This window comes from Mesobacillus jeotgali (assembly GCF_900166585.1).
In the GTDB taxonomy this organism is placed as follows: Bacteria; Bacillota; Bacilli; order Bacillales; family Cytobacillaceae; genus Mesobacillus; species Mesobacillus jeotgali_A.
Window position 1 is genome coordinate 1,132,904 of the sequence record NZ_FVZC01000009.1, and the last position, 23,854, is coordinate 1,156,757.

25 protein-coding genes are annotated in these 23,854 nt (G+C 40.9%); 17 read left to right on the forward strand and 8 right to left on the reverse strand.

From position 1 onward, the window contains the following. Window positions 1–19: 19 nt before the first annotated feature. The gene (locus B5X77_RS15770; protein WP_079508912.1) at window positions 20–958 is read right to left on the reverse strand and encodes an acetamidase/formamidase family protein; all 939 of its coding nucleotides are present in this window, start codon (window positions 956–958) and stop codon (window positions 20–22) included. Between the two features lie 12 nt (window positions 959–970). Continuing rightward, entirely contained in the window at window positions 971–1,861 is an 891-nt protein-coding gene (locus B5X77_RS15775; protein ID WP_257391829.1) for a DMT family transporter, read from the reverse strand. 475 nt (window positions 1,862–2,336) lie between these two features. Between B5X77_RS15775 and B5X77_RS15780 the strand changes: the two genes are divergently transcribed. The 6 genes from B5X77_RS15780 to B5X77_RS15805 all read left to right on the forward strand — a co-directional run bounded on the left by B5X77_RS15780 (window position 2,337) and on the right by B5X77_RS15805 (window position 6,208). Beyond that, window positions 2,337–3,227 (forward strand): carbohydrate kinase family protein, encoded by an 891-nt coding sequence (locus B5X77_RS15780; RefSeq protein ID WP_079508913.1) that lies wholly within the window; start codon window positions 2,337–2,339, stop codon window positions 3,225–3,227. A gap of 62 nt (window positions 3,228–3,289) precedes the next feature. Beyond that, on the forward strand, window positions 3,290–3,553 hold the full coding sequence (locus tag B5X77_RS15785; protein WP_079508914.1) for a hypothetical protein: 264 nt from the start codon (window positions 3,290–3,292) through the stop codon (window positions 3,551–3,553). A gap of 254 nt (window positions 3,554–3,807) precedes the next feature. Beyond that, a complete protein-coding gene (locus B5X77_RS15790) occupies window positions 3,808–4,218 on the forward strand; it encodes a tetratricopeptide repeat protein (protein ID WP_079508915.1) in 411 nt (136 codons plus the stop codon). 280 nt (window positions 4,219–4,498) lie between these two features. Further along, complete coding sequence (locus tag B5X77_RS15795) at window positions 4,499–4,771, forward strand: hypothetical protein (protein ID WP_079508916.1); 273 nt, start codon at window positions 4,499–4,501, stop codon at window positions 4,769–4,771. 248 nt (window positions 4,772–5,019) lie between these two features. Then, window positions 5,020–5,511 (forward strand): DinB family protein, encoded by a 492-nt coding sequence (locus B5X77_RS15800; RefSeq protein ID WP_079508917.1) that lies wholly within the window; start codon window positions 5,020–5,022, stop codon window positions 5,509–5,511. A 376-nt stretch (window positions 5,512–5,887) separates the two neighbouring features. Then, window positions 5,888–6,208: a hypothetical protein gene (locus tag B5X77_RS15805; RefSeq protein WP_257391830.1), complete on the forward strand. Its 321-nt coding sequence runs from the start codon at window positions 5,888–5,890 to the stop codon at window positions 6,206–6,208. A 57-nt stretch (window positions 6,209–6,265) separates the two neighbouring features. Here the strand turns inward: B5X77_RS15805 and B5X77_RS15810 are convergent, their stop codons facing one another. The 4 genes from B5X77_RS15810 to B5X77_RS15825 form a co-directional block, all read right to left on the reverse strand. Then, window positions 6,266–7,882 (reverse strand): sensor domain-containing diguanylate cyclase, encoded by a 1,617-nt coding sequence (locus B5X77_RS15810; protein WP_079508919.1) that lies wholly within the window; start codon window positions 7,880–7,882, stop codon window positions 6,266–6,268. Between the two features lie 313 nt (window positions 7,883–8,195). Next, a complete protein-coding gene (locus B5X77_RS15815; RefSeq protein ID WP_079508920.1) occupies window positions 8,196–9,659 on the reverse strand; it encodes a M20 family peptidase in 1,464 nt (487 codons plus the stop codon). A gap of 60 nt (window positions 9,660–9,719) precedes the next feature. Continuing rightward, window positions 9,720–10,994, reverse strand: a complete 1,275-nt coding sequence (locus tag B5X77_RS15820; protein WP_257391831.1) for an MFS transporter — start codon at window positions 10,992–10,994, stop codon at window positions 9,720–9,722. Window positions 10,995–11,293: 299 nt separating this feature from the next. Then, window positions 11,294–12,601, reverse strand: coding sequence for an alkaline phosphatase family protein (locus B5X77_RS15825; RefSeq protein ID WP_079508922.1), 1,308 nt, complete (start codon window positions 12,599–12,601; stop codon window positions 11,294–11,296). Between the two features lie 138 nt (window positions 12,602–12,739). Here B5X77_RS15825 and B5X77_RS15830 point away from each other — a divergent pair, with 138 nt between their 5' ends. The 7 genes from B5X77_RS15830 (at window position 12,740) to B5X77_RS15860 (ending at window position 18,683) form a co-directional block, all read left to right on the forward strand. Then, complete coding sequence (locus B5X77_RS15830; protein ID WP_079508923.1) at window positions 12,740–13,285, forward strand: HD domain-containing protein; 546 nt, start codon at window positions 12,740–12,742, stop codon at window positions 13,283–13,285. Window positions 13,286–13,338: 53 nt separating this feature from the next. Next, a complete protein-coding gene (locus tag B5X77_RS15835) occupies window positions 13,339–14,130 on the forward strand; it encodes a DUF4240 domain-containing protein (RefSeq protein WP_079508924.1) in 792 nt (263 codons plus the stop codon). A 24-nt stretch (window positions 14,131–14,154) separates the two neighbouring features. Further along, window positions 14,155–14,529, forward strand: coding sequence for a VOC family protein (locus B5X77_RS15840; RefSeq protein WP_079508925.1), 375 nt, complete (start codon window positions 14,155–14,157; stop codon window positions 14,527–14,529). 94 nt (window positions 14,530–14,623) lie between these two features. Beyond that, on the forward strand, window positions 14,624–14,839 hold the full coding sequence (locus tag B5X77_RS15845) for a hypothetical protein (RefSeq protein ID WP_079508926.1): 216 nt from the start codon (window positions 14,624–14,626) through the stop codon (window positions 14,837–14,839). 229 nt (window positions 14,840–15,068) lie between these two features. Then, a complete protein-coding gene (locus B5X77_RS15850) occupies window positions 15,069–16,256 on the forward strand; it encodes a hypothetical protein (protein ID WP_079508927.1) in 1,188 nt (395 codons plus the stop codon). A gap of 19 nt (window positions 16,257–16,275) precedes the next feature. Further along, on the forward strand, window positions 16,276–17,508 hold the full coding sequence (locus B5X77_RS15855; protein ID WP_139378376.1) for a Zn-dependent hydrolase: 1,233 nt from the start codon (window positions 16,276–16,278) through the stop codon (window positions 17,506–17,508). Beyond that, window positions 17,505–18,683 (forward strand): amidohydrolase, encoded by a 1,179-nt coding sequence (locus B5X77_RS15860; protein WP_079508929.1) that lies wholly within the window; start codon window positions 17,505–17,507, stop codon window positions 18,681–18,683. Before B5X77_RS15855 ends, B5X77_RS15860 begins: the two co-directional genes overlap by 4 nt. 36 nt (window positions 18,684–18,719) lie before the next feature. On the opposite strand, the gene B5X77_RS15865 is transcribed toward B5X77_RS15860, so the two are convergent. Beyond that, window positions 18,720–18,938, reverse strand: a complete 219-nt coding sequence (locus tag B5X77_RS15865; RefSeq protein WP_079508930.1) for a hypothetical protein — start codon at window positions 18,936–18,938, stop codon at window positions 18,720–18,722. A 210-nt stretch (window positions 18,939–19,148) separates the two neighbouring features. On the opposite strand from B5X77_RS15865, the gene B5X77_RS15870 reads away from it, so the two are divergent. The 4 genes from B5X77_RS15870 (at window position 19,149) to B5X77_RS15885 (ending at window position 22,587) form a co-directional block, all read left to right on the forward strand. Continuing rightward, window positions 19,149–19,436 carry a hypothetical protein gene (locus tag B5X77_RS15870; protein ID WP_176167344.1) on the forward strand — a complete coding sequence of 96 codons (288 nt, stop codon included), beginning with the start codon at window positions 19,149–19,151 and terminating at the stop codon, window positions 19,434–19,436. A gap of 376 nt (window positions 19,437–19,812) precedes the next feature. Next, window positions 19,813–21,246, forward strand: a complete 1,434-nt coding sequence (locus B5X77_RS15875; RefSeq protein ID WP_079508932.1) for a glycoside hydrolase family 1 protein — start codon at window positions 19,813–19,815, stop codon at window positions 21,244–21,246. Window positions 21,247–21,370: 124 nt separating this feature from the next. Further along, entirely contained in the window at window positions 21,371–21,922 is a 552-nt protein-coding gene (locus B5X77_RS15880) for a GNAT family N-acetyltransferase (protein WP_079508933.1), read from the forward strand. 23 nt (window positions 21,923–21,945) lie between these two features. Continuing rightward, window positions 21,946–22,587 (forward strand): uridine kinase family protein, encoded by a 642-nt coding sequence (locus B5X77_RS15885; protein ID WP_079510262.1) that lies wholly within the window; start codon window positions 21,946–21,948, stop codon window positions 22,585–22,587. Window positions 22,588–22,635: 48 nt separating this feature from the next. Here the strand turns inward: B5X77_RS15885 and B5X77_RS15890 are convergent, their stop codons facing one another. Further along, window positions 22,636–23,418, reverse strand: coding sequence for an SDR family oxidoreductase (locus tag B5X77_RS15890; RefSeq protein WP_079508934.1), 783 nt, complete (start codon window positions 23,416–23,418; stop codon window positions 22,636–22,638). Window positions 23,419–23,854: the final 436 nt, after the last annotated feature.

Below are 23,854 nucleotides of genomic sequence, written 5' to 3' on the forward strand. Positions count from 1 at the left end.
AACAGATAATAATTGTGACTCAGAAGGCTATGCAGCCATGCGGTAATACAGCGTGAACACCTTTAATACCGTTTACTACTTGTGTCACTCTGAGATCCACTGTGACACTGGCCAATGCGAGGGCTTCCGTTCGTTTGGTTTGATGAAGCACGCTGATTAATTCAACCATTTCGTCAAGTGCTTGAGCAGCTGCTTGATTTAAATCTTCATTAAAACCGAATGTAATCCATCCATCCGGTGTCTTAGCCCTGGGCATAGTCAGCTGCATATCTTCTCTTACAGTTAACGTAATATCGATCAAATCCATCGGGCACTCAATTGCTGTGCCGGAAACTTCACCGTCACCCTGTGCTGCATGACCGTCTCCGATTGAGAATAAAGCTCCCTCTACAGAAATCGGCAGATATAATGTGCTGCCTCTTTTTAACTCTTTGCAATCAATGTTGCCTCCACAATATCGGGGAGGAGAGGTGTGGTGCACGCCAGGTTCTTCAGGAGCGACACCCATTAGGCCGACAAACGGATTTAGCGGGACATGTACTGGACGTTTTCCTACCTCAGTTCTAGCGGTCATCGTATCATGATTAAGCTCCCAGTCAAGGCGGATTCTCTCTGATCCCGTAAGGCCGAGTGTGTCATTTTGCCAGCTCTTTTTGCCCCCGGCCCAGTTCGTTCCATACCAGCCTGGGACAACATCATTCAGTTTTACCTCAAGCACCGTCCCCGGCTTCGCCCCTTTAACTTCAATCGGTCCAATCATCGGATGAAGGGGAGTATCTTCATTAACAGCAGACTTAAAAAACTCTCTATCAATTCCTTTGGATGGTGAATAACCCCATTCAATATCTGGTGTCTGCAATCGGATTGAGTCACCGGAACTGACTGTGAGTACTGGCTTATATTCATTGTTAAAAGAACCATGAAGGTTTTCCGTTTTTAATTCGAGTGTGTGGATCATGTTTAAAACTCCTTAAGCAATTTTATTTTTTGCGAGTTTTGGCTTTCTTTTAAATAGCTTCGGATTCGTTCCGATATATACTCCAGTTAAAACAAGGGTGGCACCGATTGCATGTCCGGCCGTGAATGTCTCACCTAAAAACAATGTGGCCATAAATACTGCAGATACCGGCATCACATTGATGAAGATAGAAGCTTTCGCGGCACCGACTTCTTTAATCCCGTTATAATACATTACGAAAGAAACAACTGTTACCAATACACTCATATGGATTATGGCAAGCCATGTAGTGCCAGGTGCGTGCTGAACATCCTGCCAGGACGTTTCTGCAAATGCGAACGGAAGCAAGAAGAGAGTCCCGAACGCCACTGCATATGTAGTCGACTCAACAGAACTGAACTTTTTCAGGACGATTTTTCCGACCACACTGTAAAGCGCCCAGCTCACGACCGCGCCCATCAGGACGAAATCAATCGGCTCAAACCCTAATTGGAATAAGTTCATCAGGTTCCCATCGGTTATTACATAAAAGGCACCTGAAAGGGCGATCGCCATTCCAATCAAGTTGTTGCGTGTAATGGTTTCTTTTAAAAATAACGCTGATAAAAGTACGATCAACACCGGATTAGAGGCGATGAACAGAGAGCTTTTAATAACTGGTGCATGCTTGCTTGCCAGGAAAAAGAAGATATTGTAGAAGGCGATTCCTGTCAGGCCCAGGACAGCAAATAAGGCGTAATCCTTCATGGTTGGTTTCTGGAGATTTTTCTCCATTAAGTACATTAACGGAAATAGGAGGATGGCTGCACCGAAAAAACGAAAAAAAAGCAACAGTTGCAGGTTCGAAGCTTTGGACCGCATATTTACCGGCGATAAACGCACTCCCCCAAGTTGATGTGGCAAAGGTCAACATTCCATATGTAAGCCATAATTTTTTGTTCATTGAATTCCCTTCATTCTTTTAAATTATTTAAATAGTATTGTAGCGTTCTTTTTCGATAAGCGAAATAAAAATTTAGTAAGTACTGAAATTTTTTTAAGCTGAATAGTCAAAAGTCATATAGAATACTATCTTTTTCTATGCTATATACATAAAATAACTGCTTTTTTCATTTGTAAATATACCAATTTTTGGACCGTACTGTTAAAATCATGAGTAAGGGAGGATATTGAATTTTAAAAAGTACGGTTAGAAAATTATAAGGTATTTTTTCGTTTTTAATCATATTTTTTAGCTATTCATAGTGAAACAAATGTTAAGTTCCATTTGGTAACTTGTATGTCATTTTTTTATTGCGCAACCGATTGCGCTTCTTTCAATCCTAAATAAAATCGTTGGTCAGGCAGTTCAGAACTGAAAAATTAGGAGGAAAATAACATGAAAAAAGTTCTTGTAATTGGGGGTACTACATTCGATACTGTCATCCATCTGGAAAAACTGCCAAATCCGGAGCCCCAAACGATTCACTATGCAGCTTTTACTGAGACTTTGGGTTCTACTGGGGCTGGAAAGGCCTTGAACCTTTCAAAGCTTAAAGTACCAACGACGCTTCATTCCATAATCGGAAATGATGAATATGGTGCAAAGATTCGAAAGAAACTAGATGAAAATGAAGTAGATTTTGTATACGACCACGACCCGAAAGGAACGGAAAGGCACGTTAACTTGATGAGTGAAGAAGGTGAGCGGATTTCAATCTTTCTGACTCAATCCTCGGCGGACTTGCATCTTAACTTACACAGACTAGAGCAGTTAATAAAAGACGCTGATTTAGTTGTTCTGAACATCATCGCTTATACAAAGCAGTTGATTCCTTTGATAAAAAAATACAATAAACCTGTATGGACCGATTTACACGACTATAACCCCGGCAATCCTTATCACGATGAATTTATCGACATTGCAGACTATATTTTTGTCAGCTCTGACAATATGCCGGATTATAAAGGAACAATGGAAAAGTGGATTGCCATGGGCAAAGAATTAGTAGTTTGCACTCATGGAAAAAAAGGATCGACGGCTTTGAAAAAAAATCAAAAATGGATAGAAACCCCGATTATTGGCCAGTATCAGTACAAAGATGCAAATGGAGCAGGTGACAGCTTTTTTTCTGGTTTCTTGTTTGGATATTTAAAGGGAAAATCAACAGAGGAGTCTCTTAAGCTGGGAACAATTTGTGCAGGACTGTGTATTACATCCGATGAGTTGGCATACGAAGAATTAAATCCACATTTAGTTGAGATGGAATACAGGAAATATTTCGGTTAAATTAAAGTGTTATGTTCCTTCGTATGGGGAAGAATATCTAAAACATACAAAGGAGTGAGAGAATGTTTATCGAGGGGAAAATCATCTCCGGTACCTTTGATCAATCTATAAACGAATTTTCTCTGCAGCGTGTAAAAACCTTTGAAACACAATCCATTTTTAAAGAATGCCAGATGGAATCCGTTTATAATTATTTAAAAAAACACGAAAAAGACCCCGACGGACAAATCATCACACTTTATGATCAGATGCCTGTAAGGCTGACCCAAGCGGAAATCAATCACTTGCTTACAGATCTAGAACGGGTAAAGTCACTGTATCATTGAAAAGCAGCTCTTTTTATTAAAAGGTAAGACTTTTCCCAAATGGTTAAATGGCAATGTAAAAGCAAACATTGTGGAATGTTATATTTTTAATGGTAGACCAATTTGCTATGTCGGCGATTGGTCCTTTTGTTTTGCCTGTACATGTACAAACCATTTATAAATAGAAGGAATTTCGAAACTTTTTGTGGAATTTCTTATGGAACGAAAGAAGCCGGTAAGCTTAATACAGAAAGCTCACCATGGGAGGATAGTTTATGGGAATCTTCTCTCTAATAAAGCCATTAACTAAGTATGAGGATTATGTGTATAGAGCTGGAACATATGAAAGCTGGTTTTTAAAGAAAAAAGCTATACAAGTGATGAGGCTTGCCACAGAGCAAAATTTTAGCAAGGAAGAAATATCAAGTGGTCTAATTTATCTGGGGCTTTTATATTCCTCGTCTAAAGAATATCGAGAGGCATCAGACTGTTTTAATAAAGCTTTAGAATTAGTGAAAAACCAAAACTTTAATTACAGCGGAAACTTTAAGAAGATAATTCAAACCTTTATCAAAAATGGAGAACATCAAAAGGCAGAATATTGGCTGGCTCATCTGCTTCAACGCCAAAATTATGATGAAAATTTCAAAAAGATGGCTGCACTCTCAAAAAAGTTCACCCAGTAAATCTACTTCAGTTAACTGTTCTCGTTAGTTTAGGGATAATTTGTCTTTTTGGACCTTTAGCACATCTGAATTTTTTACTGTAAGTATGAATGAATTTGATTCTGAACGATAGAGGCATTCATTCTTGGGGTCTATTAAAAATAAGAAGGAAATAATTAAACTTGTGATAAATAACATTAAGGAGTGTGTTGATTCAGGAAGAATCAACCCATTTTGAAAAAGATGAGGGATTGTTAAATATTATAAATAATGGATATATCCGGTTACACAGGGGGAAGAAATGAAATATGAGATATATGCAGTAATCATTTTAGTTATTGGATCCATAATTGCCATTTTGCGAAGTTATAATAAATCTAAGGAAACAAAGTTTAGGGTATGGGGATCAGCTACAATGCTCTTATTTGCACCTATACTTTCTTGGTTAGTCGGCAGTCTTTATGGTGTGATTGAAGGAAGTGGATTTGCGATGATAGGGGTTTTAATCATCCTGTTTCCAATCCTTTTCATTTTAGGATTTGTTCTCTACTGGATAGGCGGCAACGAGAATTAAAAAGGATGGTATGAAAATAGTTAATTAAAATACTATTGTTTTGATTTAGATAAAGTAGGATTTAATGTATAGGTTTTTGAACATTTTTATACTTTTTCTTCTACTAACTTTTGCGTTGATTTTAGAAGGATTAACCGCCTATTTTGCTGAAACCTTATTTTATATGCGAAGCAGCATTCCTATAATGAAGCAATATTACGATTAAAATAGAAGCTATAACTCAATGATATATTTTCGGGAGGAATCAAATGCAATTATTGATTGAAGAGTACAGTCGAGGCTATGAAATGTTAAGGGAATCCATTAAAGGATTATCTGAGGAAGAGATTAGGTTCAAACCAGGAAAGGATAAATGGAGTATACATCAGGTAATTATACATATTACAGATTCTGAATTGGTGTCTACTTATAGACTTAAAAAAGTTTTGTCCGAACCTGAACCACTTTTAACCTCGACTGATCAGGATGCCTGGGCAAATTCATTGAATTATGAGCAATTGGATCGTGAGCAATACTTCCTCCTTTTTAAATTACTTCGCACCAGTATGCTTCCTATTCTCCTAAATTTAACAACAGAACAACTTGAGAGAGGTGGAGTGTATGCAGATGCTGGACGATTCACATTCAAAGAATTATTGGAATACCGTATCCAACATATACGAGGACACCTTAACCAAATTGAAAAACTGAAAAAGTCTTTCGGGAGTGCAATGTCAAAAGATTATTTTAACCCTAAATAGAGTTTATTAGTATAAATATCTGTATATCAATAAAAATGGGCAATCATTTTCATCCGCATTTTGATGACTAATTTTTCTGAAATACCGTAATTTTGTGACAGGTAACCCTGTTACCCAGATCTGCTTTTTTATACCGAAAATACCTATAGTTAGCGTAACAGGAATAAAGTTAATATTCTCGAATAGGTAAGGAGGGAATATTGTAGACCATACACATATTTGAGTTGGCGAGGTCTGTTTGGAACGGTTATGAAAAGGAGGAAGGATTATCAAAGCAACATTAAAACCAATTATCGGTGGCCTGACATCAGGTATCGTGCTTGGCATGTTTCTAAGAATCATTCAATCTATAACAAACCTAAAAGTGTATACCTTGTTGCTCAATGTTGATTACGTGCCAATTCTTAAAGATATGCATTTGCCCGAAATAGTTGAGTTTGGTTTGCATCTTGTGATATCAGTAATTCTTGCTTTCGGAGTAAACCTTTACATATTCAAGGAGGAGCTGCAGAAAGAAAAAATCCCTGGTTTTGTAATTAAAATTGGACTGGTTGTTGGGTTGCTTCTATACCCAACGACGCTTCTTTCTGACAAGACACCGGAAATCACCAGTTCCTTTTCTTTGCTTTTCTGGATGGCTGGCCATGGTCTTTATGGTGCGGTACTAGGGAAGTTGTTGGTTTATGACAAGCGGTAACTGGATTAGAAACAAAGATTGCCAGGAGTTTATTCTCCTGGCAATTGTTTTATGGTGTTATTTTTTATGGAAGGTGAATGTATTTTTACCGGCCCGTTTTGAAGCGTATAGAGCTTCGTCAGCGTAACTGATGACGGTAAATGGGTCGATATCATGCTGTGGCCATACGGCTCCACCAACACTGCATCCAACGCTTAGCTGTAACTCCTCGATTTTATAAGGCAAATTTATGTTGGTGATCAGCTTGTCAGCAATAGATTCAAACACAGGTTCTACCGATTGTTCTGGCGTGGCCAGCACCACAAGGAACTCATCACCGCCGAGCCTGAATATTTCATCCTCCTTACGGGTGCTTTCCTTGAGCCTGCTTGCCACTTTCTGGAGCAGCAAGTCTCCGGTATGATGCCCATGAGTATCATTTATTCTTTTAAAGCCATCTAAATCCAAATATAGAAAGGATAGGGAGTGACCTGCATTCTTCGCCTGTTTCATAAACTCATCCAATGCTACTCGATTGCCAAGGCCTGTTAAAAGATCCTGATGTGCGAGGGTTTCCATTTTTCCCAAATTGGATTCAGTCTGTATTAAAGAATCGACTAAATCCCTAAGTGAACCGGATAACAGTTCAAGGTCTTTAATTCCTTTGATATAAGGAATTGTCGTTTCATGACCCAATCTTAAGCTATGAGCAGCTCTTGATATTTTCCGCAAAGGATTAGTAATGAATCCGGCAACAAGCCAGCCTATCAATGCGAAGACAACAGCTATGATTGTACCAAGTTTGATGATATAGGATTTTAATTCATTAACAGGGGCAAAAGCATCTTCTGCGGGGATGCGGACTATGACTGTCCATCCTAGGCCTGAATAATCATGGTGGCCATCACCGACTGCAAACCCTGTAAGATACTCTTTACCATCTGGCCATTTTTCCACGAGCCAGCTGTTAACACCTTTTCTCGCATTGTGAACACTTTCAAGATCCAGAGATTTTCCCGTCAACCCCTTTGGTCCAAGGATGACAGTATCGTCAATACCACTCACGACAAAAACTTCTGCACCACTTAATTCATCCTTTAAGGGTTCGACAATGTTATCTTTAACCTGCCTGGACCATTCCCAACTGAGGTGGGCAGCCAGCACTCCAGTGAAATTTCCATTTGCATCTGTTACAGGCTGGCTGATGTCAACAAATTGCAAAGGCTCTCCAGACGGGTTTGGCAGCAGGTTTGCAAGGAGGACGGCTTTATGGACATCGCCAATAAAAGTTCCTTTTTGTCCTTCCTGATAAACAGGGCGCTTCGATATATCAGCACCTAACAGGATTTGGTCTGTTGCCGCAACTACATTCCCAGCAGAGTCTGTAAGACCTATCCATGAAAATACGGGAATACTGGTCTTTAACTGGTCCAGTAAAGTTTGGGCTGATTTGAAATCTTCAGGAGATTTAATATCCTCTATCTGGCTTAGGACTTCAACTTCCCCAATCCTCGACCACATAAAAGAATCCAGCTTATTTGCCATATGATAGGCAGTAGTTGAAAGACTGTTCCCAATCTCTCTTTTAATGGTTGCACCTGAATGCTTGCTGATTGTTATACTCAAGAGCATTGTCAGCGTGATGATGATGACCGCAAAAAATAGAGCCATATAGGCTCGAATATTGATTTTCATAAAAAATAAACCCTTTCGCACTACAAAACTTTCAATCTCCACTTAATTATTTCGACAAATTTTTCAATGTTTTAATAGGATTTGTCTGTTATTTTTTCTGGAACCTCATCATAACTGCCCTAAGGCACAATAGGAACAATATAGTAAAAGTTACTTTTACAATGGAGATATGATCAAGTAAGAGAGTATGTGTCATCCGATTTGATGAAAAAATTGACCACCAGACAGGATCAGAATAAAGTGTAGAGACTATGATCCAAAATAATAAAAATATAGAAATGAAAATTATATAAGCTATCACATCTTCACCCTCTTATTGTTCGTTACTCTCGCGGATAATTTCCATATAAAATCGGACGGCGTTTAAATAGTTTTCAATACTGATATGCTCATTTGTTCCATGCATCCTGTTCAGGTCTTCGGATGTCAAATGGACGGGAAGGAATCGATAAGTATTTTCCGAGATGCTGTCATAATGCTTAGCGTCTGAACCAGCGAACATTAGATAGGGGGCTATGACTGTGTCACCGTATACATTACGTGCGCCTTGCTGGATGACTTTGAAATGCCAGCTGTCAACAGAAGATACACCAGAAGCTTCAGTGCCTTCAATCGATATTTTGATTTGCTCATCGTCAATAGTCTTTTCTATAAAGTTTTTCACATCATCTAAGGATTCCCCGGGCATTAGACGGAGATTGACGAAGGCTGAAGCTTTTTCAGGAAGAGCATTATATTGTTCACCAGCCTGAAAAATCGTCGGTGAAATGGTCGTTCTGATCAGAGCTGCAGAGGCTGGCTGTTGCAGCAGTATTTTTTCAATAACCGGTTCGAAAATAAACTTATTTGCAAAGACATATTTCATCCCAAAACTCATCTCCGGAGCAACAAATTCAAATAAGTCTTCGCCTGGTCCCTGGAGATCTTCAGGGAATTGGGTTTCTTCCAGTTTTGCAATTGCACTTGCAATCCTGCCTAAATTGGTCCTGTTTTTCGGTTGTGAAGAATGCCCGCCGCTGCCTTCAATCGTGAGTTGAGCTGTGGCTGACCCTTTCTCTGAGACGCCAACCACGCCGACTGGAACATCCACTCCTGGAACCATGTTTTCAACGATCGCACCGCCTTCATCCAGAACAAAATCAAACTTGATGCCTTTTTCATTTAATTTGCGGACAATCATATTAGCGCCTTCAGCACCGCCAATTTCTTCATCAAATCCAAACATAAAGTACATATCACGCTTAGGCTGATATCCTTTTGATAGTAACTGCTCGACAGCTTGGAGTATGCCAATTACCCCGATTTTGTCATCCAGAGTTCCCCGCCCCCATATCTTACCGTCTGCGAGGGTGCCGCTGAAAGGAGGGTGATCCCAGTTACTTTCCGTCCCTTCAAGTACCGGTACCACATCATAGTGACTGGTCAATCCGATAGGGGACTTTGCTGGATCAGAGCCTTCCCATCTGAATATAAGAGCATAGCCATTTACTTTTTCTAGCTCAAGATTTTGATGAACTTTAGGGAAGCTTTGTTCCAAAAAGGAAATGAAGCGATCGAACTCCGCCATTTTCATCCTGCTGCGGTCTTGAAAGGATATTGTCTGAAATTGAATGGCCTTTGACAGCTTATCAATCGCTTGTTCTTCTTGTATTGTTCCAGTGAAAGGAACTGGTTGAGGCTGCCTCGATTTCAAGCTAATGGTGTTAAACATGGTGAGAATCAACAGTAATAGGAACAAGGCCCCGATAATTATCAACGGTAACTTAAGCTTTTTCATAGATTACTAGTCCACCTCCAATGTTTTAAAAAAAGCCCCCGGTTTCCCAGAGGCTGATAATTAGGCAATTTCAGGTGCTTGTGGCTGTGTTTCTGGTTCAGGTACGAAAGCAAGTATGACCATGCCAATGATAAAGAGGATGACCAGGCTGAAAACACCCATACTTGATTTACCTGTTAGCTGTGCTGTAAGTCCGACCATCAGCGGACCCATGATTGATGCAAACTTTCCAAATATATTATAGAAGCCGAAGAATTCATTTGCATTCGCTTTAGGGACCAATTTGGCAAAATAAGACCGGCTTAATGCCTGGATACCACCCTGTGATGTCGCTACAAGCATAGCAAGGATCCAGAAGTCTGTTGTAGTCTCGAGGAAGTAGGCGTATATACAGACAAAAATATAAATGATAATTCCAACATAAAGCATCTTTTTACCGGTAAAGCGTTCTGATAATCTTCCAAATAAAATGGCGAACGGCCAGGCAACAACCTGGGTTGCAAAAAGAATGATTAATAGACTCGTAGAACTGATGCCAAGGTCTGTTCCATAAGCGGTGGACATGGTGATGATTGTCCCGACGCCATCAATATAAAAGAAGTATGCTAGTAAGAATAAAAATAATGCCCTGTATTTGCGGATTTCTTTGAAGGTTTTCCCTAACCGTCTAAAGCTTTGCAAAACGAGTTGAGGTTCACGCTCAATATAATGCTTCTGGTGGACATTTTTGAACATAGGAATTGAGAAAAGTGCCCACCACAGCGCCGTGATGATGAAAGCAGCCTGGCTTGCCAGTGTTATTGAAACTGGCAATACCTTGGTCTGTGCCAGAATGATAATCGCTATGCTGATGATAAACGGAATCGTACTTCCGATATACCCCATTCCATAGCCGCGCGCTGACACTCTGTCCATGCGTTCATCAGTCGTTACGTCAACGATGAAGGCATCGTAAAAAACATTGGAACCGGTAGAACCAAGGACGGCCAGGGTGTAAATAACAAGCAGCATCATCCAGTTTCCGCTAGGCACTAAAGCGAGTCCCGCGGTAAAAGTGATACCTAGGGTGAAGAAAATTGTGAAAAATCGTTTTTTCATTCCCTGGTAGTCTGCGATTGTTCCTAGGATCGGTCCAATCAAGGCGAGGATGAAGGTGGCGATGGCAATTGTGTAACCAAGATAAGCGGTCGAATTTGACAGGCTCACGCCGGCTTCGGTAGCAGAAGCTTTGTAAAAGAGCGGAAAAACAGCCGTCGAAATAATAATCGAGTATGCCGAGCTAGCCCAGTCGTACCGAATCCAGCTGCTCTCTTCCTTCGTAAAACCTTTCATCATTTTTGCCCCCAGTAGATTTGTATTTTTATATTAGCTTGCATATAAGGAACCCGGTGTTCAAAATAATCGTATAAGTGTAAGAAATGTCCAAATCTCTTGTAACTGGTATTGAAAAGCGCCAATTCGGCATGAATGGTACGCCCAGGAATACCTTACCGGAAATTAACTCTTGCAGCCGAACCAGTTAAACAGGCTCATTAAATCAATCACCATCCGTACCATCCTGCTTAATCTGCATAGTTAGTTCCTGCCTTTTAACATTTCGCTTCAGAACCTTGAAAAACCTTCAATTGCATGGTTTAAATATCCAAAATACCTTCGATGACACGTCCGTCTGTTTCGCCAAGATCTAACCCCAAAAGGCGGGCAAAGGTGGGGCCTTCATCAACCAGATGCATCGAACGAATCGATATTCCGGGACAGATCCCTTTTCCTGCTGCAAAGAATACTGTGTGGTAGCCTTCTTTTTCAGGAGAATAACCATGGCAGGCAAGGGTGTATTTTTTGGATTTTGCGTCCTGTTGGGTAACTTCTTCGACGAATTCTCCATCGATTGCTTCGCTAAAGTAAAAGCCATTGGCTGCTTCCAGCATTCTAAAGGCTTTGCCATCTGCACCAATAGCGTTCGCCTCTTTACCTGTGATGATTTTTTCGATTCCGTTGGAGGGGTGGTGAAGCAGCTCTGCTAAAAGCTCTGTGACAATATTCTTTGTTTGGAAATCCTCTCCTTCTTTCACATATACGTACGCTGATCCGTCGCAGCTTTTACAATAGGCTTTCCAGTCTGTAACTTTGCCGGAAGCATTCACCTGAATAAGTCCTCGTTCTTTAAATAATACGTTTAATTTCACTACTTTAGACTCGTCGAGAGCACTGTGGTCACCAAGAAGGATAATAGTAGAGTCATCCAGGATACCGGCTTCTTTGATTGCTTCAATGATTCTGCCCAATCTCGCATCATGGCGCTGCAGAGCAGCTTTTGATTCATTTGATGAAAAGCCATACATATGGCGCTGGGAATCAAGATCGACAAAATGGATCAGCATTAAATCAGGCTTTCTCGTTTTAATCGTTTCAACCGTTGATTCAAGCACGAAATCATCGAGCTCCGGCTGGTTAAGTCCATTTCGTACATGGCCAAATTTAGAATTCATTTCAAGCTGATACCTTGGACTGCCATTAAGCAGGGAAACAGGAATTTGATGATGCCAGGGCCTGTTGGCGAATATTTCAGGCATGTTGTAATCGATATCAGCTTTGGCGGTGACAGGCCAAAGTAAAGCCGCTGTTTTCATGCCAGCTTTTTTGGCCTCATCGTACAGTGTTGTCCCTTTAATGTGATGACGATGCCAATACCAATCCGGTGAATTTCTCCCTGGCTGGGTAAATGTATTATTAACAATTCCATGGCGATTTGGGAAATTTCCCGTTACGATTGTCGCATGGCATGGATAGGTAACAGAAGGGTAGATTGTCTCCACATTCGTGCAATAGGAACTATTTTCTATGAAAGCTTTAAAATTGGGCAGCTCCCTGAGCTGTGGCACATCATGCTCAGAAAGGCAATCAAATGAGATGACAATTAAATGGTCTGTGAGTTTGTTCATGGGCGCCTCCAATAGTTGTGTATATCCTTAATATATCAGAAAAAAATGGAAAGAATAATCAGCTCTCGTGAAAAGAAGGATTTATCTTACTAACAAAGAAGTAATGTAGGTATCTTAAAAATTTGGAGGCAGAACAAAATGAATCTTATTGATAAAGCACTTCAAATTGCTTCAGAGGCCCATGAAGGCCAATACCGAAAAAACACTATCATTCCTTATATCTCTCATCCTGTTGCAGTGGGGATGATTATCCAAAAAGCAGGCTATAGCGACGAAATGGTAGCTGCTGCCATACTGCATGACACAGTCGAAGATACTGATTTGACATTGGATGATGTGGAACGGGAATTTGGAAAGGAAGTTGCACAGCTAGTAGCAGGTTGTTCAGAACCTGACAAATCACTATCCTGGGAAGAGCGTAAGCAGCATACGATTGACTTTTTAAAAAATGCACAGGAAAAGATCAGAGTTATTGCGTGTGCAGACAAGCTGCACAATGTCCGCACGATTCGTAGTGATAAGGAGCGCTCTGGAGAACAAGTGTGGAACAGATTCAACCGTGGCAAAGAGCAGCAGGAATGGTATTACCGAAATGTAATTATAAGTCTGGGATTTGCTACTAAATTTCCGTTATTGGAAGAACTGAATAGCGAAGTAGAAAGTTTATTCGCCAAAAAGGATTAAAGCAGTTTCCGAAAAATCGTGAAAGCACTAAAGGAAATAAAGGAGAATGAGTGATGGAAACAATCCTAATTTACAGAGATGGTTCTTCCAACAAGTTTTGGAAAATCCATGTAGGAGGAAAAAGCCATACGGTAACGTACGGAAAGGTTGGAACTGTGGGAGCGGTCAAAGTTAAGACCTTTGATACTGAAGAAGCATGCAAAAAAGATGCTGATAAACTTATTAAATCTAAGATGAAAAAGGGTTATACCCCAGCAAATCCTTCTGATCAGGTCATAAAGGAAAACACGATGTCCGAATCAGTATTTTGGGAACTTCTTGAAACTGCAAAACAAAAGGGCGAAGACCCTGACGAACAGGTGGAGTGGCTGGTCAATCACTTATCAAAGAGACCTGTAAAAGAAATTGTCTTGTTCGATTATTATTTCAATCAGAATTATTATAAGTCCTACACATCGGATCTTTGGGCAGCTGCGTATATCATCATGGGCGGTGCTTCTGATGATTCCTTTGACTATTTTAGGGCCTGGCTGCTTTACCAGGGGAAGGACGCATATGAATCAGCCATCCAGGATCCTGAAAGAATCATTCCTCATTTAAAAATGCTCGAGGAAGAGGAGGAAGTACCACAGCTTGAAGACCTGTTAAGTGTTGCCAGTATCGCATACGAAGAGAAAACAGGCTTGGATTACGATGATTATTACGATCTTTATGTACAACTTACCGGAGATCAGCATATCCCTCCTGAGATTGAATTTGACTGGGAGGAAGATGATGAAGAAGGCTTGAAACAAAAGTTCCCTGCTTTGTGGTCAAGATACGGGGATCAACCGTTGGAGTATTAAAATGAATTTAAGGGGAGAAAATCTTTGAAGTCACCACTTTTCAATAGAGTAAATAATGTATTCATCCATGTTAGCAATTTAAAAAAATCCACCGAATGGTATTACGCTTTGCTGGGAATTCCATTCGACAATGAAAAGGTTGAATCTCCAGTCCATAACATTCCGGTAGCATCTGAAACAGGACTAACCCTTGATGACCACACCTTCGACCCGGGATTTATGTTAAATCCTTCTGGCCACGTGTTATTTAACTTCCTGGTCGACGATGTAGATAAAGCCTATGATTTTATAAAACTAAAGGGAATTCCGATAGTGAAAGAAATTGAGCGTATTGGGGATTTTGCTTATTTTAATTTCCAAGATCCAGATGGCAATGTCCTGATGATTTGTAATTGCTAATTATATGGTCTTTCCTATCATTATTATTTTTAGTATGATTCATTTTTAAAATAATCGGGTATAAAACATATAATCCTTTAAAGGGGTGATAATTATGACGAATTTGAAACTGTCAAAAGAAGAGCTATTAGATAAAATCCAGAATAGTGATGGCAATTTAAGCATTTCGTCCGTATCCTCCATTCAAGAAGGAGAAGAATTGATCGCACTGGCCAAAACCCTGGAACATGAGGGTAAGATTGTTCTTCTAGAATATTGTGTTGATAATAAGCCCCTGGCTGTTTCCTTAAAAACAAAAAAACCTGATTAATCATATATATTGGAGAGGCGGACTGCTAAAAAGCAGTTCGTCTTTTTTTGTTATATAATGACATTTTCATAGGAACATTGAATGAAAATGAATTAGAAAACGCTTCCTCAAGAAAATTCATAAAATTATGATTGACCGAATTTTTTATCTATATTATTATCGTCCTAATAGTTTTTTTCTTTCGTAAGACGAAGCGTTGAAGTAAAAAAGAAAATGGAGGGGAAAAGTCATGTCTCAATTATTAGCATTAGTTATTGTTGTATTCATCTTATTAGTAGGCGATTTGGTCGCTGTCAGAACGAAGGCATGGATTCCGTCCATGTTCGTGTCAGCTGTCCTGTTCCTTATTGGGTACTGGACTTTCTTCCCGAAAGAAATCGTTGCTCTTGCCGGGGTACCTTCGGCAGTAGCGGTCATGATGATGTACTTATTGATCACAAATATGGGGACATTGCTTTCCATCAAGGAATTAAAGAACCAGTGGAAAACAATTGTAATTGCGCTTTCGGGTATTTTAGGCATAGTGGCTGTACTATTAAGTGTGGGTACGCTTATCTTCGGATTCCAAACAATGGTTGTAGCAGTGCCACCATTGGTTGGCGGGGTAGTTTCCGCTTTAATCATGTCTGAAGGAGCAAAGGAAGCAGGGCTTGCTTCACTATCAGTTTTCGCCATCGTCATTTATGTGATGCAAGGATTCGCAGGATATCCTTTAACTTCACTAGTCTTGAAAAAAGAAGGCAAGCGGCTTTTGAAGCAGTACCGTGAGGGCACCCTTGCAGCCGGGGAAGTAGCTGTAACTGTTGAATCTGCACCGCAAGTAGAATTGAAACTTTTTAAAAGATTGCCAGCCAAATATAACACAGAGTTTTTTAAGTTTTTCAGACTTTCACTTGTTGCATATCTTGCTTATTTAACTTCTACATTGCTGGCACCGATTGTCTCAATTAGTCCATTCGTGCTGGCGCTGTTATTTGGTGTCATCGCTACAAGTGTTGGATTCCTTGAAAAGCAGGTTCTTCAGAAAGCGAACGGCTTTGGAATGGCGATTCTCGTATTGATGTTATTCATTTTTGATGGACTTAAGCAGGCAACTCCAGGGATGCTGCTTGAAATCCTTGTACCTTTAATAGGAACGATCATCTTAGGGGTTATCGGAATGTATATCTTCTCATTTGTTGTTGGTAAGATTTTAAAGGTAACGAAGGAAATGGCTTTTGCAGTTTCTCTTACTGCGCTTTATGGGTTCCCAGCGGATTATATCATTACTAACGAAGTCATCAATTCACTGACAGATGATGAAAAGGAGAGAGAGGCACTCACAAGTCACATGCTTCCCCCTATGCTTGTCGGAGGCTTCGTGACCGTTACCATTGTATCTGTAGTGCTTGCAGGCATCTTTGTCGGATTCTTGTAAGAGAAAGGGATGAATTAGATTGCTAGAATTAAAAGATCGGATTGAACGGCATATTAAACAAATCAGCCAGTATACAGCGACCCCTGGAAAAGGGACAACCAGACTGACATATAGTCAGGAAGATTTGAAAACACGTAACTATTTAAAGCAAAAAATGAAAGAATATGGACTGCATGTATATGAAGATGGCTTAGGAAATATTTTCGGCAAACTGGATGGAAAACTGAAGGACGATCCAAGCGTAATGATCGGCTCCCATTTCGACTCTGTCCCACACGGCGGCTCATATGATGGGCCCGCCGGGGTCGTTGCCGCACTAGAAGTAGCAGCACTTTTTGCTAAAAACGCCCTTACCCCCAGGTATCCTTTGGAGGTCGTTGCGTTGGTTGAAGAAGAGGGCTCAAGGTTTGGCGGTGGGCTGATGGGCTCCCGAGGCATGGTTGGATTGCTTGATGAGCAGGATTTTTACTTGCTTAAGGATCAGAATGGAATTTCTACTGTTGAAGCGATGTCCAAAATCGGCTTGGACTCCTCGCTTGCCAAGAAAAGAGATCCCAAAACGATGAAGGCCTTCCTGGAATTACATATTGAGCAAGGCCCAATTTTAGAAGAAAAAAAGATTCCTATTGGAGTTGTGGAGGCAATTGTAGGTCTTACACAATTGGAGATTACCATTAAAGGCCAGGCCGGACATGCGGGAACAACTCCTATGGACCGGCGGGCAGATGCACTTGTCACAGCAGCCAAAATCATCAGCCGGCTGCCTGACCTTGTTGACGAAGAAGGTGAAGGCACGGTGATCACCACGGGGCGTTTGAATGTGTATCCAAATGGAGCAAATGTTATCCCTGATCAGGTAGTCTTTTCGGTAGATATCCGTTCAGGGAAGGAAGAACATGTGCTGAATGTCATAAAGAAAACAAAACAACTTATAGATTCCTATAGTGAAAATGGTATCGAAATAACAATCGATCAGCTTCTGTATATACAGCCAAAAGAATTGAACGCTGGTATTCGCTCTATTTTAAAAGAAAAAAGCGATGAGATCGGTATTCCATATTGTCCATTCAATAGCGGTGCCGGCCATGATGCGATGGTCCTTTCCGATTTTACTGATGTAGGAATGCTGTTTGTTCCGAGTAAAAATGGACTAAGCCACTGTCCAGAGGAATGGTCAGACTCAGAAGATATCGCCAGGGCAGTTGAAATCTTGTATGAAGCAGCAAAGACATTAACGGAGGCGGAAAAATGATTAACCAAAAGATAAAAGAAGCGTTGCAGGAATATAAGAACGAATTAACAAGTTTGCGCAGGAAGCTCCACAGCGAGCCGGAGCTTTCCTGGGAGGAATTTAAGACAACTGATTTTGTCTGTTCTTATCTTGAAGACCTCGGTATTTCGTATCGTCGTACTGAACCGACAGGTGTTATAGCGGAAATCAACGGAGGAAAACCTGGCAAAACAGTTGCTCTAAGAGGAGATATGGACGCCCTTTCGGTAGAACAATTGAATAAGGATTTGCCATATGCGTCAAAAGAAGATGGAAAGATGCATGCATGCGGACATGACGCCCATACGGCTATGCTGATGGTTGCAGCGAAAGCATTAAATAAGATTAAAGAAGATTTACCAGGAAAGGTCCGTCTTTTATTTCAGCCTGCGGAAGAAGTAGCTCAGGGTGCACGGGCTCTTGTAGAACAGGGGGCCGTTGAAGGAGTCGACAACGTTTTTGGGATTCATATCTGGTCCCAAATGCCAACGCATAAGGTGAGCTGCACACCAGGGCCATCCTTCGCATCGGCTGATTTGTTCAAGGTGACCTTTAAGGGAAAAGGCGGACATGGAGCCATGCCGCAAGCCTGCATTGATACAGCAATTGTAGCTTCATCATTTGTCATGAATGTGCAATCCGTAGTTTCTAGAACAATTGACCCGCAACAGGGAGCGGTTTTAACTATTGGAAAAATGGCAGTAGGTACACGTTTCAATGTCATTGCCGAGAATGCGGTGATTGAAGGAACAGTACGCTGTTTTGATCCAGCCGTGCGCGACCATATTGAAGAACAGCTTACCCACTATGCTGAAAATGTCGCTGCTATTTATGGAGCTACAGCAAAAGTGGAATACACACGCGGCACTCAGGCCGTCATTAATGATGAGGATAGTGCACTTTTAGTCCAGCAGGTGGCCGCAGAGGCATTTGGCGAGGGAGTTATTTATCATGAAAAACCAACTATGGGCGGTGAGGACTTCAGTTTCTATCTAGATGAGGTCCCAGGCAGCTTTGCGTTAGTAGGCAGTGGTAATGCTGACAAAGATACAGAATGGGCCCACCATCATGGCAAATTTAACATCGATGAAGATGCATTGTCTACTGGTGCGGAACTCTATGCTCAGTACGCATGGGCTTATTTGAACAGGAACTAATGAAAGTGGAGAACCTTATGGGCTCTCCACTTTTTATTACCTTTTTTTCTTTTTACCAGGATCGGCGGCCGGTACTTGCTTGGTTTTTGATTCCAGGGTCAGCTCCACATGGTAGGTTTTTTCATCAATAGCGGACACCCTGACAACCTTTCCTTTGCGCCCCTTGATTTTCAGATCCTCCCCAACCGAAGGAACCTGCTGGCGAAGCTGATTCAATAACTCCGTTCTATTTTCAAAAAAGTGAACAACAAACATAGCAAATCACCCATTTTCCTATAGTATTCTAATTCCTATCACTAAGATATTGAGGGGATACTAGGTTTAGAACTCACTGGTAGAAGGAAATTTAGTAGGATTGATTTATACGGCTGAAGGGAAGAATTTGTAGTGTGGTAAAGAATGTAGTTTTGACTTTGGACAGGTTTGGGGGTTGGAAGCTAGAACCTGTTGGAAGTCAGGGCATCTTTGGACAGGTTTTGGACTTGGGTGCAAGAAGCTGTCAGAAGTCAGGGCATCTTTGGACAGGTTTGGGGTTTGGAAACCAGAAGCTGTCAGAAGTCGTGGTATCTTTGGACAGGTTTGGAGTTTGGAAACCAAAAGCTGTCAGAAGTCGTGGTATCTTTGGACAGGTTTGAGGTTGGGATGCAAGAAGCTGTCAGAAGTAAGGGTATCTTTGGACAGGTTTGGAGATTGGAAGCTAGAAGCTGTCAGAAGTCAGGTTATCTTTGGACAGGTTTTGGGGTTGGAAGCTAAAAGCTGTCCGAAGTTGGGAGCACTTTAGACAGGTTTGAGGTTGGGATGCAAGAAGCTGTCAGAAGTCGTGGTATCTTTGGACAGGTTTGGGGGTTGGAAGCTAAAAGCTGTCCGAAGTTGGGAGCACTTTAGACAGGTTGGAGGTGGTATGCAAGAAGCTGTCAGAAGCTAGGGTGTTTTTGGACAGGTTTGGGCCAAGCAAGCCTAAAGCTGTCAAGAAAAAATCAAACTAGGGACAGGTTCTGAGCAAGCTAGCCAAAAGCTGTCAAGAAAATCCAGTACTCTGACTGGTTCGGGCCAACCAAGGCCCTGCCAGTTCGTAAATATTCAGTAAGCATACCTAAATGCTTCCTAATACATTATGGAGGTTAACAACATGAAAACATACCATTTTCCTGAAGGTTTTTTATGGGGAGGGGCAACGGCTGCCAACCAAATTGAAGGGGGTTATAAAGAAGGGAATAAGGGGTTGAATGTGGCTGATGTTCTCCCAGGAGGTAAAGCAAGATACGATATTTTGACCAAGCCCGGTTTTGATTTTGAAATCAAGCCGGGGCAGTATTATCCGAATCACGAGGCGATTGACTTTTACCATCGCTATAAAGAGGACATTGCCTTGTTTGCGGAAATGGGATTCAAGGCGTTCAGGATGTCGATTGCCTGGACGCGTATTTTCCCAAATGGAGATGAGGCAGAACCTAATGAGGAGGGACTCGCATTTTATGATCGGGTATTGGACGAATTAAAAAAACATGGAATTGAACCAGTGGTCACGATTTCCCATTATGAAATGCCATTGCATTTGGTAAAAGAATATGGTGGCTGGCGTGACCGGCAAGTGGTGACATTTTTCGAACGTTATGCCAGGACCATTTTAGAGAGGTATAAAGATAAGGTTAAGTACTGGATGACATTTAATGAAATTAATAGTGCCCTGGTGATGCCGATCAATGGACTTGGATTTTCGATCGAAAAGGAAGAGGATCGTTATCAGCCAACCTTTCAGGCCTATCATCATCAATTTGTCGCGAGCGCGATGGCAGTGAAAGCTTGCCGTGAAATTATTCCTGGTTCGCAAATCGGCTGTATGATTCTGTTCGCTCCTGTTTATCCATTTGACAGTAATCCGGAAAACGTTTTACACGCGTTACAGGAAGAGCAGATTTTTAATTATTTTTGCGGAGATGTACAGGTGCGGGGAGAATACCCTTCCTTTATAAAACGGTACTTTAAGGAACATAATATCATTCTTGAAATGGAAGAGGACGATCTTGAAATTTTAAAAGAGGGCACGGTTGATTACGTCGGCTTCAGTTACTATATGTCGCGCACAGAGAAAAAAGTGAAGACCAATGAAGATGCTTCGGAAGGAAATATAATAGGCGGGGTGCGAAATCCATTCCTTGATGTAAGTGATTGGGGATGGGAAATCGATCCTGTAGGTTTGCGCATAAGCCTGAACAAATTATACGATCGATACCAGATCCCGCTCTTTGTGGTGGAAAACGGATTGGGAGCGTATGATAAACTCGAGGAAGATGGAAGCATTAATGATGACTATCGAATTGATTATCTCCGTGAACATATCAAAGCCATGGGTGAAGCGATTGAAGACGGTGTCGACTTAATCGGTTACACAAGCTGGGGTTGCATTGACATGGTCAGCATGTCGACTGGTGAATTTTCAAAGCGGTATGGTTATATTTATGTTGATAAACATGACGATGGCAGCGGGAGCCAGGAACGGAAAAAGAAGAAGTCATTCTTCTGGTATAAAGACGTAATTAAAACAAATGGAAAAGAATTATAACTTGCTTCTAAGGGCTGATACAACACGTCAGCCTTTTTGTGTGAACAAACAAGCAATGAGTATAAAGGAAATAGAAGGATTCTGTCGAATAGTATTCTCTTATAAAAAATTAGGGGGAACACGGATGTTTCTATACAAAATAGATGAACAATTGTCTTTAAAGCAGCCCGAGCTGAACGATTCAGAGCGGATATTTGAGCTGACTGAAAATGCACGGGATTATATGAAAGAGTGGCTGCCTTGGCTTGATTTTACACAAACGGCTGATGATACTAGAGAGTTTATCAAGGGTACGATGAAAGGTTATGCAGAGAACAGGAGCATGACAACAGTGATTTTATATAAAGGGGAAATTGTCGGCACTGCAGGGTTTAACAGTATTAATTGGTCAAATAAAACAGCTTATATCGGCTACTGGCTGGGGTATGAATACCAGGGTAATGGGATTATGACAAGAGTTGCCAGGGCATTGACTGATTATGCTTTTAATCATCTGAAATTAAATAAGGTTGAAATTCGTGCAGCAAAGGGGAATAGAAAGAGCAGGAGCATTCCTGAAAGAATAGGCTTTGTGGAAGAAGGCACGATCAGGCAAGCGGAATGGCTATACGACCATTATGTCGACCATGTAGTTTATGGAGTTTTAGCAGAAGAGTGGGAATCATCATCTATATAGTATTTAAATTCATGGAGGCAAAAATGAAAAATCTGTTACATAATCTTGTAAAACATATAAATAGTCAGGATCAAAAAGTCATCATCGGCATTTCGGGTCATGGTGCATCTGGAAAGACCACTTTTGCTGAAAACCTATTGAAGCTGCTGGGTGATAGTAAGGTGAATTATATCAATACTGATCCTTATATCATTGGGTCAAATATCCGGAAGTACACGATGATCGACTATCAATATCGTGGAGAATTACACCGGGATAAAATGACAGCATGCCATCCTGCAGCGCATCATACAACCGCACTCGAGCGAGATATAAAAATGCTTAGAGATGGCCTCAATTTTTATAGTATTGATACATCATACAGCAGGAGCAGGTTAATGACTTCAAAAGAGATCAATATAGTAGAAGGCATGAGTGTAGCTTTTACTGACCCTTCAATTTATAACTTGAAAATCTACTTATATACAGATGGAGAAACTGAATTCTTGCGGAGAAGCATTCGTGATGTTACTGAGAGAGGAACAGAAATTGAGTATCTAAGGCAAAGCCATGAAGAGCGCAGAATTCAATATGAATTATTTATGCATCCATATCATCGGAATTTTGATATCATAATAAAAAATTCTAATGATACGTTTATCATTGAAGAACAGAATATCTATTAATCACACAAGCTCAGGCGTTTTCTCCTGAGCTCGTGTCCATTTAAGCAGCTATAGCAGTGATTCAGCGCCATCGATGTACACTTCTGTCCCTGTTATGTGGGAAGACAAATCTGAAGCGAGGAAGTAAACGAGATCAGCAACTTGTTCGGGTTTTCCTGCATGCTCCTCCAGGGGCTGGTTGCCCTCAGGGTATTCAACCGGGATTTTGATTTTCTCCAGGTCTTCTTCCTGAGGAAAGGTGTTTTTGCCGATATTGGTTTCGATGGCTCCCGGGCAAATGATATTGACTCTGATTTTAAATTGTGCCAGCTCCAGCGCTGCCATTTTTCCAAAGCCGGTTTGGCCTATTTTTGAGGTACTATATGCAGACATCCCAAAATTTTTGTAGATTCTGTTCCCATTAATCGAGCTTGTTATGATGACGCTGCCGCCATCCTTCTTCATATAGGGGATGGCATATTTAACGGTGAGAAAGGTTCCCTTGAGGTTGGTATGGATCGTTTCATCCCAATCCTCCGGAGCCAGATCTTCAATAGGAGCAATAACGCCATTAATTCCAGCATTGGCAAATACAATGTCTACTTTCCCCCAGGCATCGGCAACCTTTTTAAAGCTCTGTTCCACTTCTTGTGGTTTTGCAATGTCACACTCAAGGATCATGGCTGTTCCATTCTCGTTTTCAATCGACTCCTTTACACTCCTGGCATTTTCTTCCTTAATATCTAGTAAAGCAATCTTTGCACCTTCGCGGCCTAATTTTATTGCGGCTGCTCTGCCGATGCCAGAGCTTGCACCAGTTATAAAAGCAACTTTACCGTCTAATTGTCCCATACAATCTTCCTCCTTCACCATTGTAGTGAGTATTTTAACTTTGCCCAATTTGGTGGAAAATAAAACAATGCATACTAGGAAAATGACAATCTATTAAACTTTTACCAAACTAATAGAAAATCCCCAGGTTATTGGGGGTTTTTTTCAATTCACAAAATGCAATAACCTTATAGTTTATTGCAAGTGAAGGGAGTCTATAAAATAAACAAGCGGTAAAAATTCTTTTGGACAACTAGAGTGGCATAATCAATAATTATATTATGTTAACAACAAAGCTAAATTTCATACCAAAGTTACAAGTAAAAAGAGTAAGGGCAGATATTTGATTTGTCTGGACCCGCAATAAAATTTTCAGTAGCACATCCTGATAAGTGGATGTGCTTTTTATCTTACTCTTACTTCTTTTCAGGAACAAAGGTCTTACCATGGCCGGAAT

Excerpts from the sequence above, each read along its gene's own strand:
- B5X77_RS15770 (WP_079508912.1), bottom strand. The coding sequence starts at position 958 with ATGATCCACACACTCGAATTAAAAACGGAAAACCTTCATGGTTCTTTT.
- B5X77_RS15780 (WP_079508913.1), top strand. The coding sequence starts at position 2,337 with ATGAAAAAAGTTCTTGTAATTGGGGGTACTACATTCGATACTGTCATC.
- B5X77_RS15785 (WP_079508914.1), top strand. The coding sequence starts at position 3,290 with ATGTTTATCGAGGGGAAAATCATCTCCGGTACCTTTGATCAATCTATA.
- B5X77_RS15790 (WP_079508915.1), top strand. The coding sequence starts at position 3,808 with ATGGGAATCTTCTCTCTAATAAAGCCATTAACTAAGTATGAGGATTAT.
- B5X77_RS15795 (WP_079508916.1), top strand. The coding sequence starts at position 4,499 with ATGAAATATGAGATATATGCAGTAATCATTTTAGTTATTGGATCCATA.
- B5X77_RS15800 (WP_079508917.1), top strand. The coding sequence starts at position 5,020 with ATGCAATTATTGATTGAAGAGTACAGTCGAGGCTATGAAATGTTAAGG.
- B5X77_RS15810 (WP_079508919.1), bottom strand. The coding sequence starts at position 7,882 with ATGAAAATCAATATTCGAGCCTATATGGCTCTATTTTTTGCGGTCATC.
- B5X77_RS15815 (WP_079508920.1), bottom strand. The coding sequence starts at position 9,659 with ATGAAAAAGCTTAAGTTACCGTTGATAATTATCGGGGCCTTGTTCCTA.
- B5X77_RS15820 (WP_257391831.1), bottom strand. The coding sequence starts at position 10,994 with ATGATGAAAGGTTTTACGAAGGAAGAGAGCAGCTGGATTCGGTACGAC.
- B5X77_RS15825 (WP_079508922.1), bottom strand. The coding sequence starts at position 12,601 with ATGAACAAACTCACAGACCATTTAATTGTCATCTCATTTGATTGCCTT.
- B5X77_RS15830 (WP_079508923.1), top strand. The coding sequence starts at position 12,740 with ATGAATCTTATTGATAAAGCACTTCAAATTGCTTCAGAGGCCCATGAA.
- B5X77_RS15835 (WP_079508924.1), top strand. The coding sequence starts at position 13,339 with ATGGAAACAATCCTAATTTACAGAGATGGTTCTTCCAACAAGTTTTGG.
- B5X77_RS15845 (WP_079508926.1), top strand. The coding sequence starts at position 14,624 with ATGACGAATTTGAAACTGTCAAAAGAAGAGCTATTAGATAAAATCCAG.
- B5X77_RS15850 (WP_079508927.1), top strand. The coding sequence starts at position 15,069 with ATGTCTCAATTATTAGCATTAGTTATTGTTGTATTCATCTTATTAGTA.
- B5X77_RS15860 (WP_079508929.1), top strand. The coding sequence starts at position 17,505 with ATGATTAACCAAAAGATAAAAGAAGCGTTGCAGGAATATAAGAACGAA.
- B5X77_RS15865 (WP_079508930.1), bottom strand. The coding sequence starts at position 18,938 with ATGTTTGTTGTTCACTTTTTTGAAAATAGAACGGAGTTATTGAATCAG.
- B5X77_RS15875 (WP_079508932.1), top strand. The coding sequence starts at position 19,813 with ATGAAAACATACCATTTTCCTGAAGGTTTTTTATGGGGAGGGGCAACG.
- B5X77_RS15880 (WP_079508933.1), top strand. The coding sequence starts at position 21,371 with ATGTTTCTATACAAAATAGATGAACAATTGTCTTTAAAGCAGCCCGAG.
- B5X77_RS15885 (WP_079510262.1), top strand. The coding sequence starts at position 21,946 with ATGAAAAATCTGTTACATAATCTTGTAAAACATATAAATAGTCAGGAT.
- B5X77_RS15890 (WP_079508934.1), bottom strand. The coding sequence starts at position 23,418 with ATGGGACAATTAGACGGTAAAGTTGCTTTTATAACTGGTGCAAGCTCT.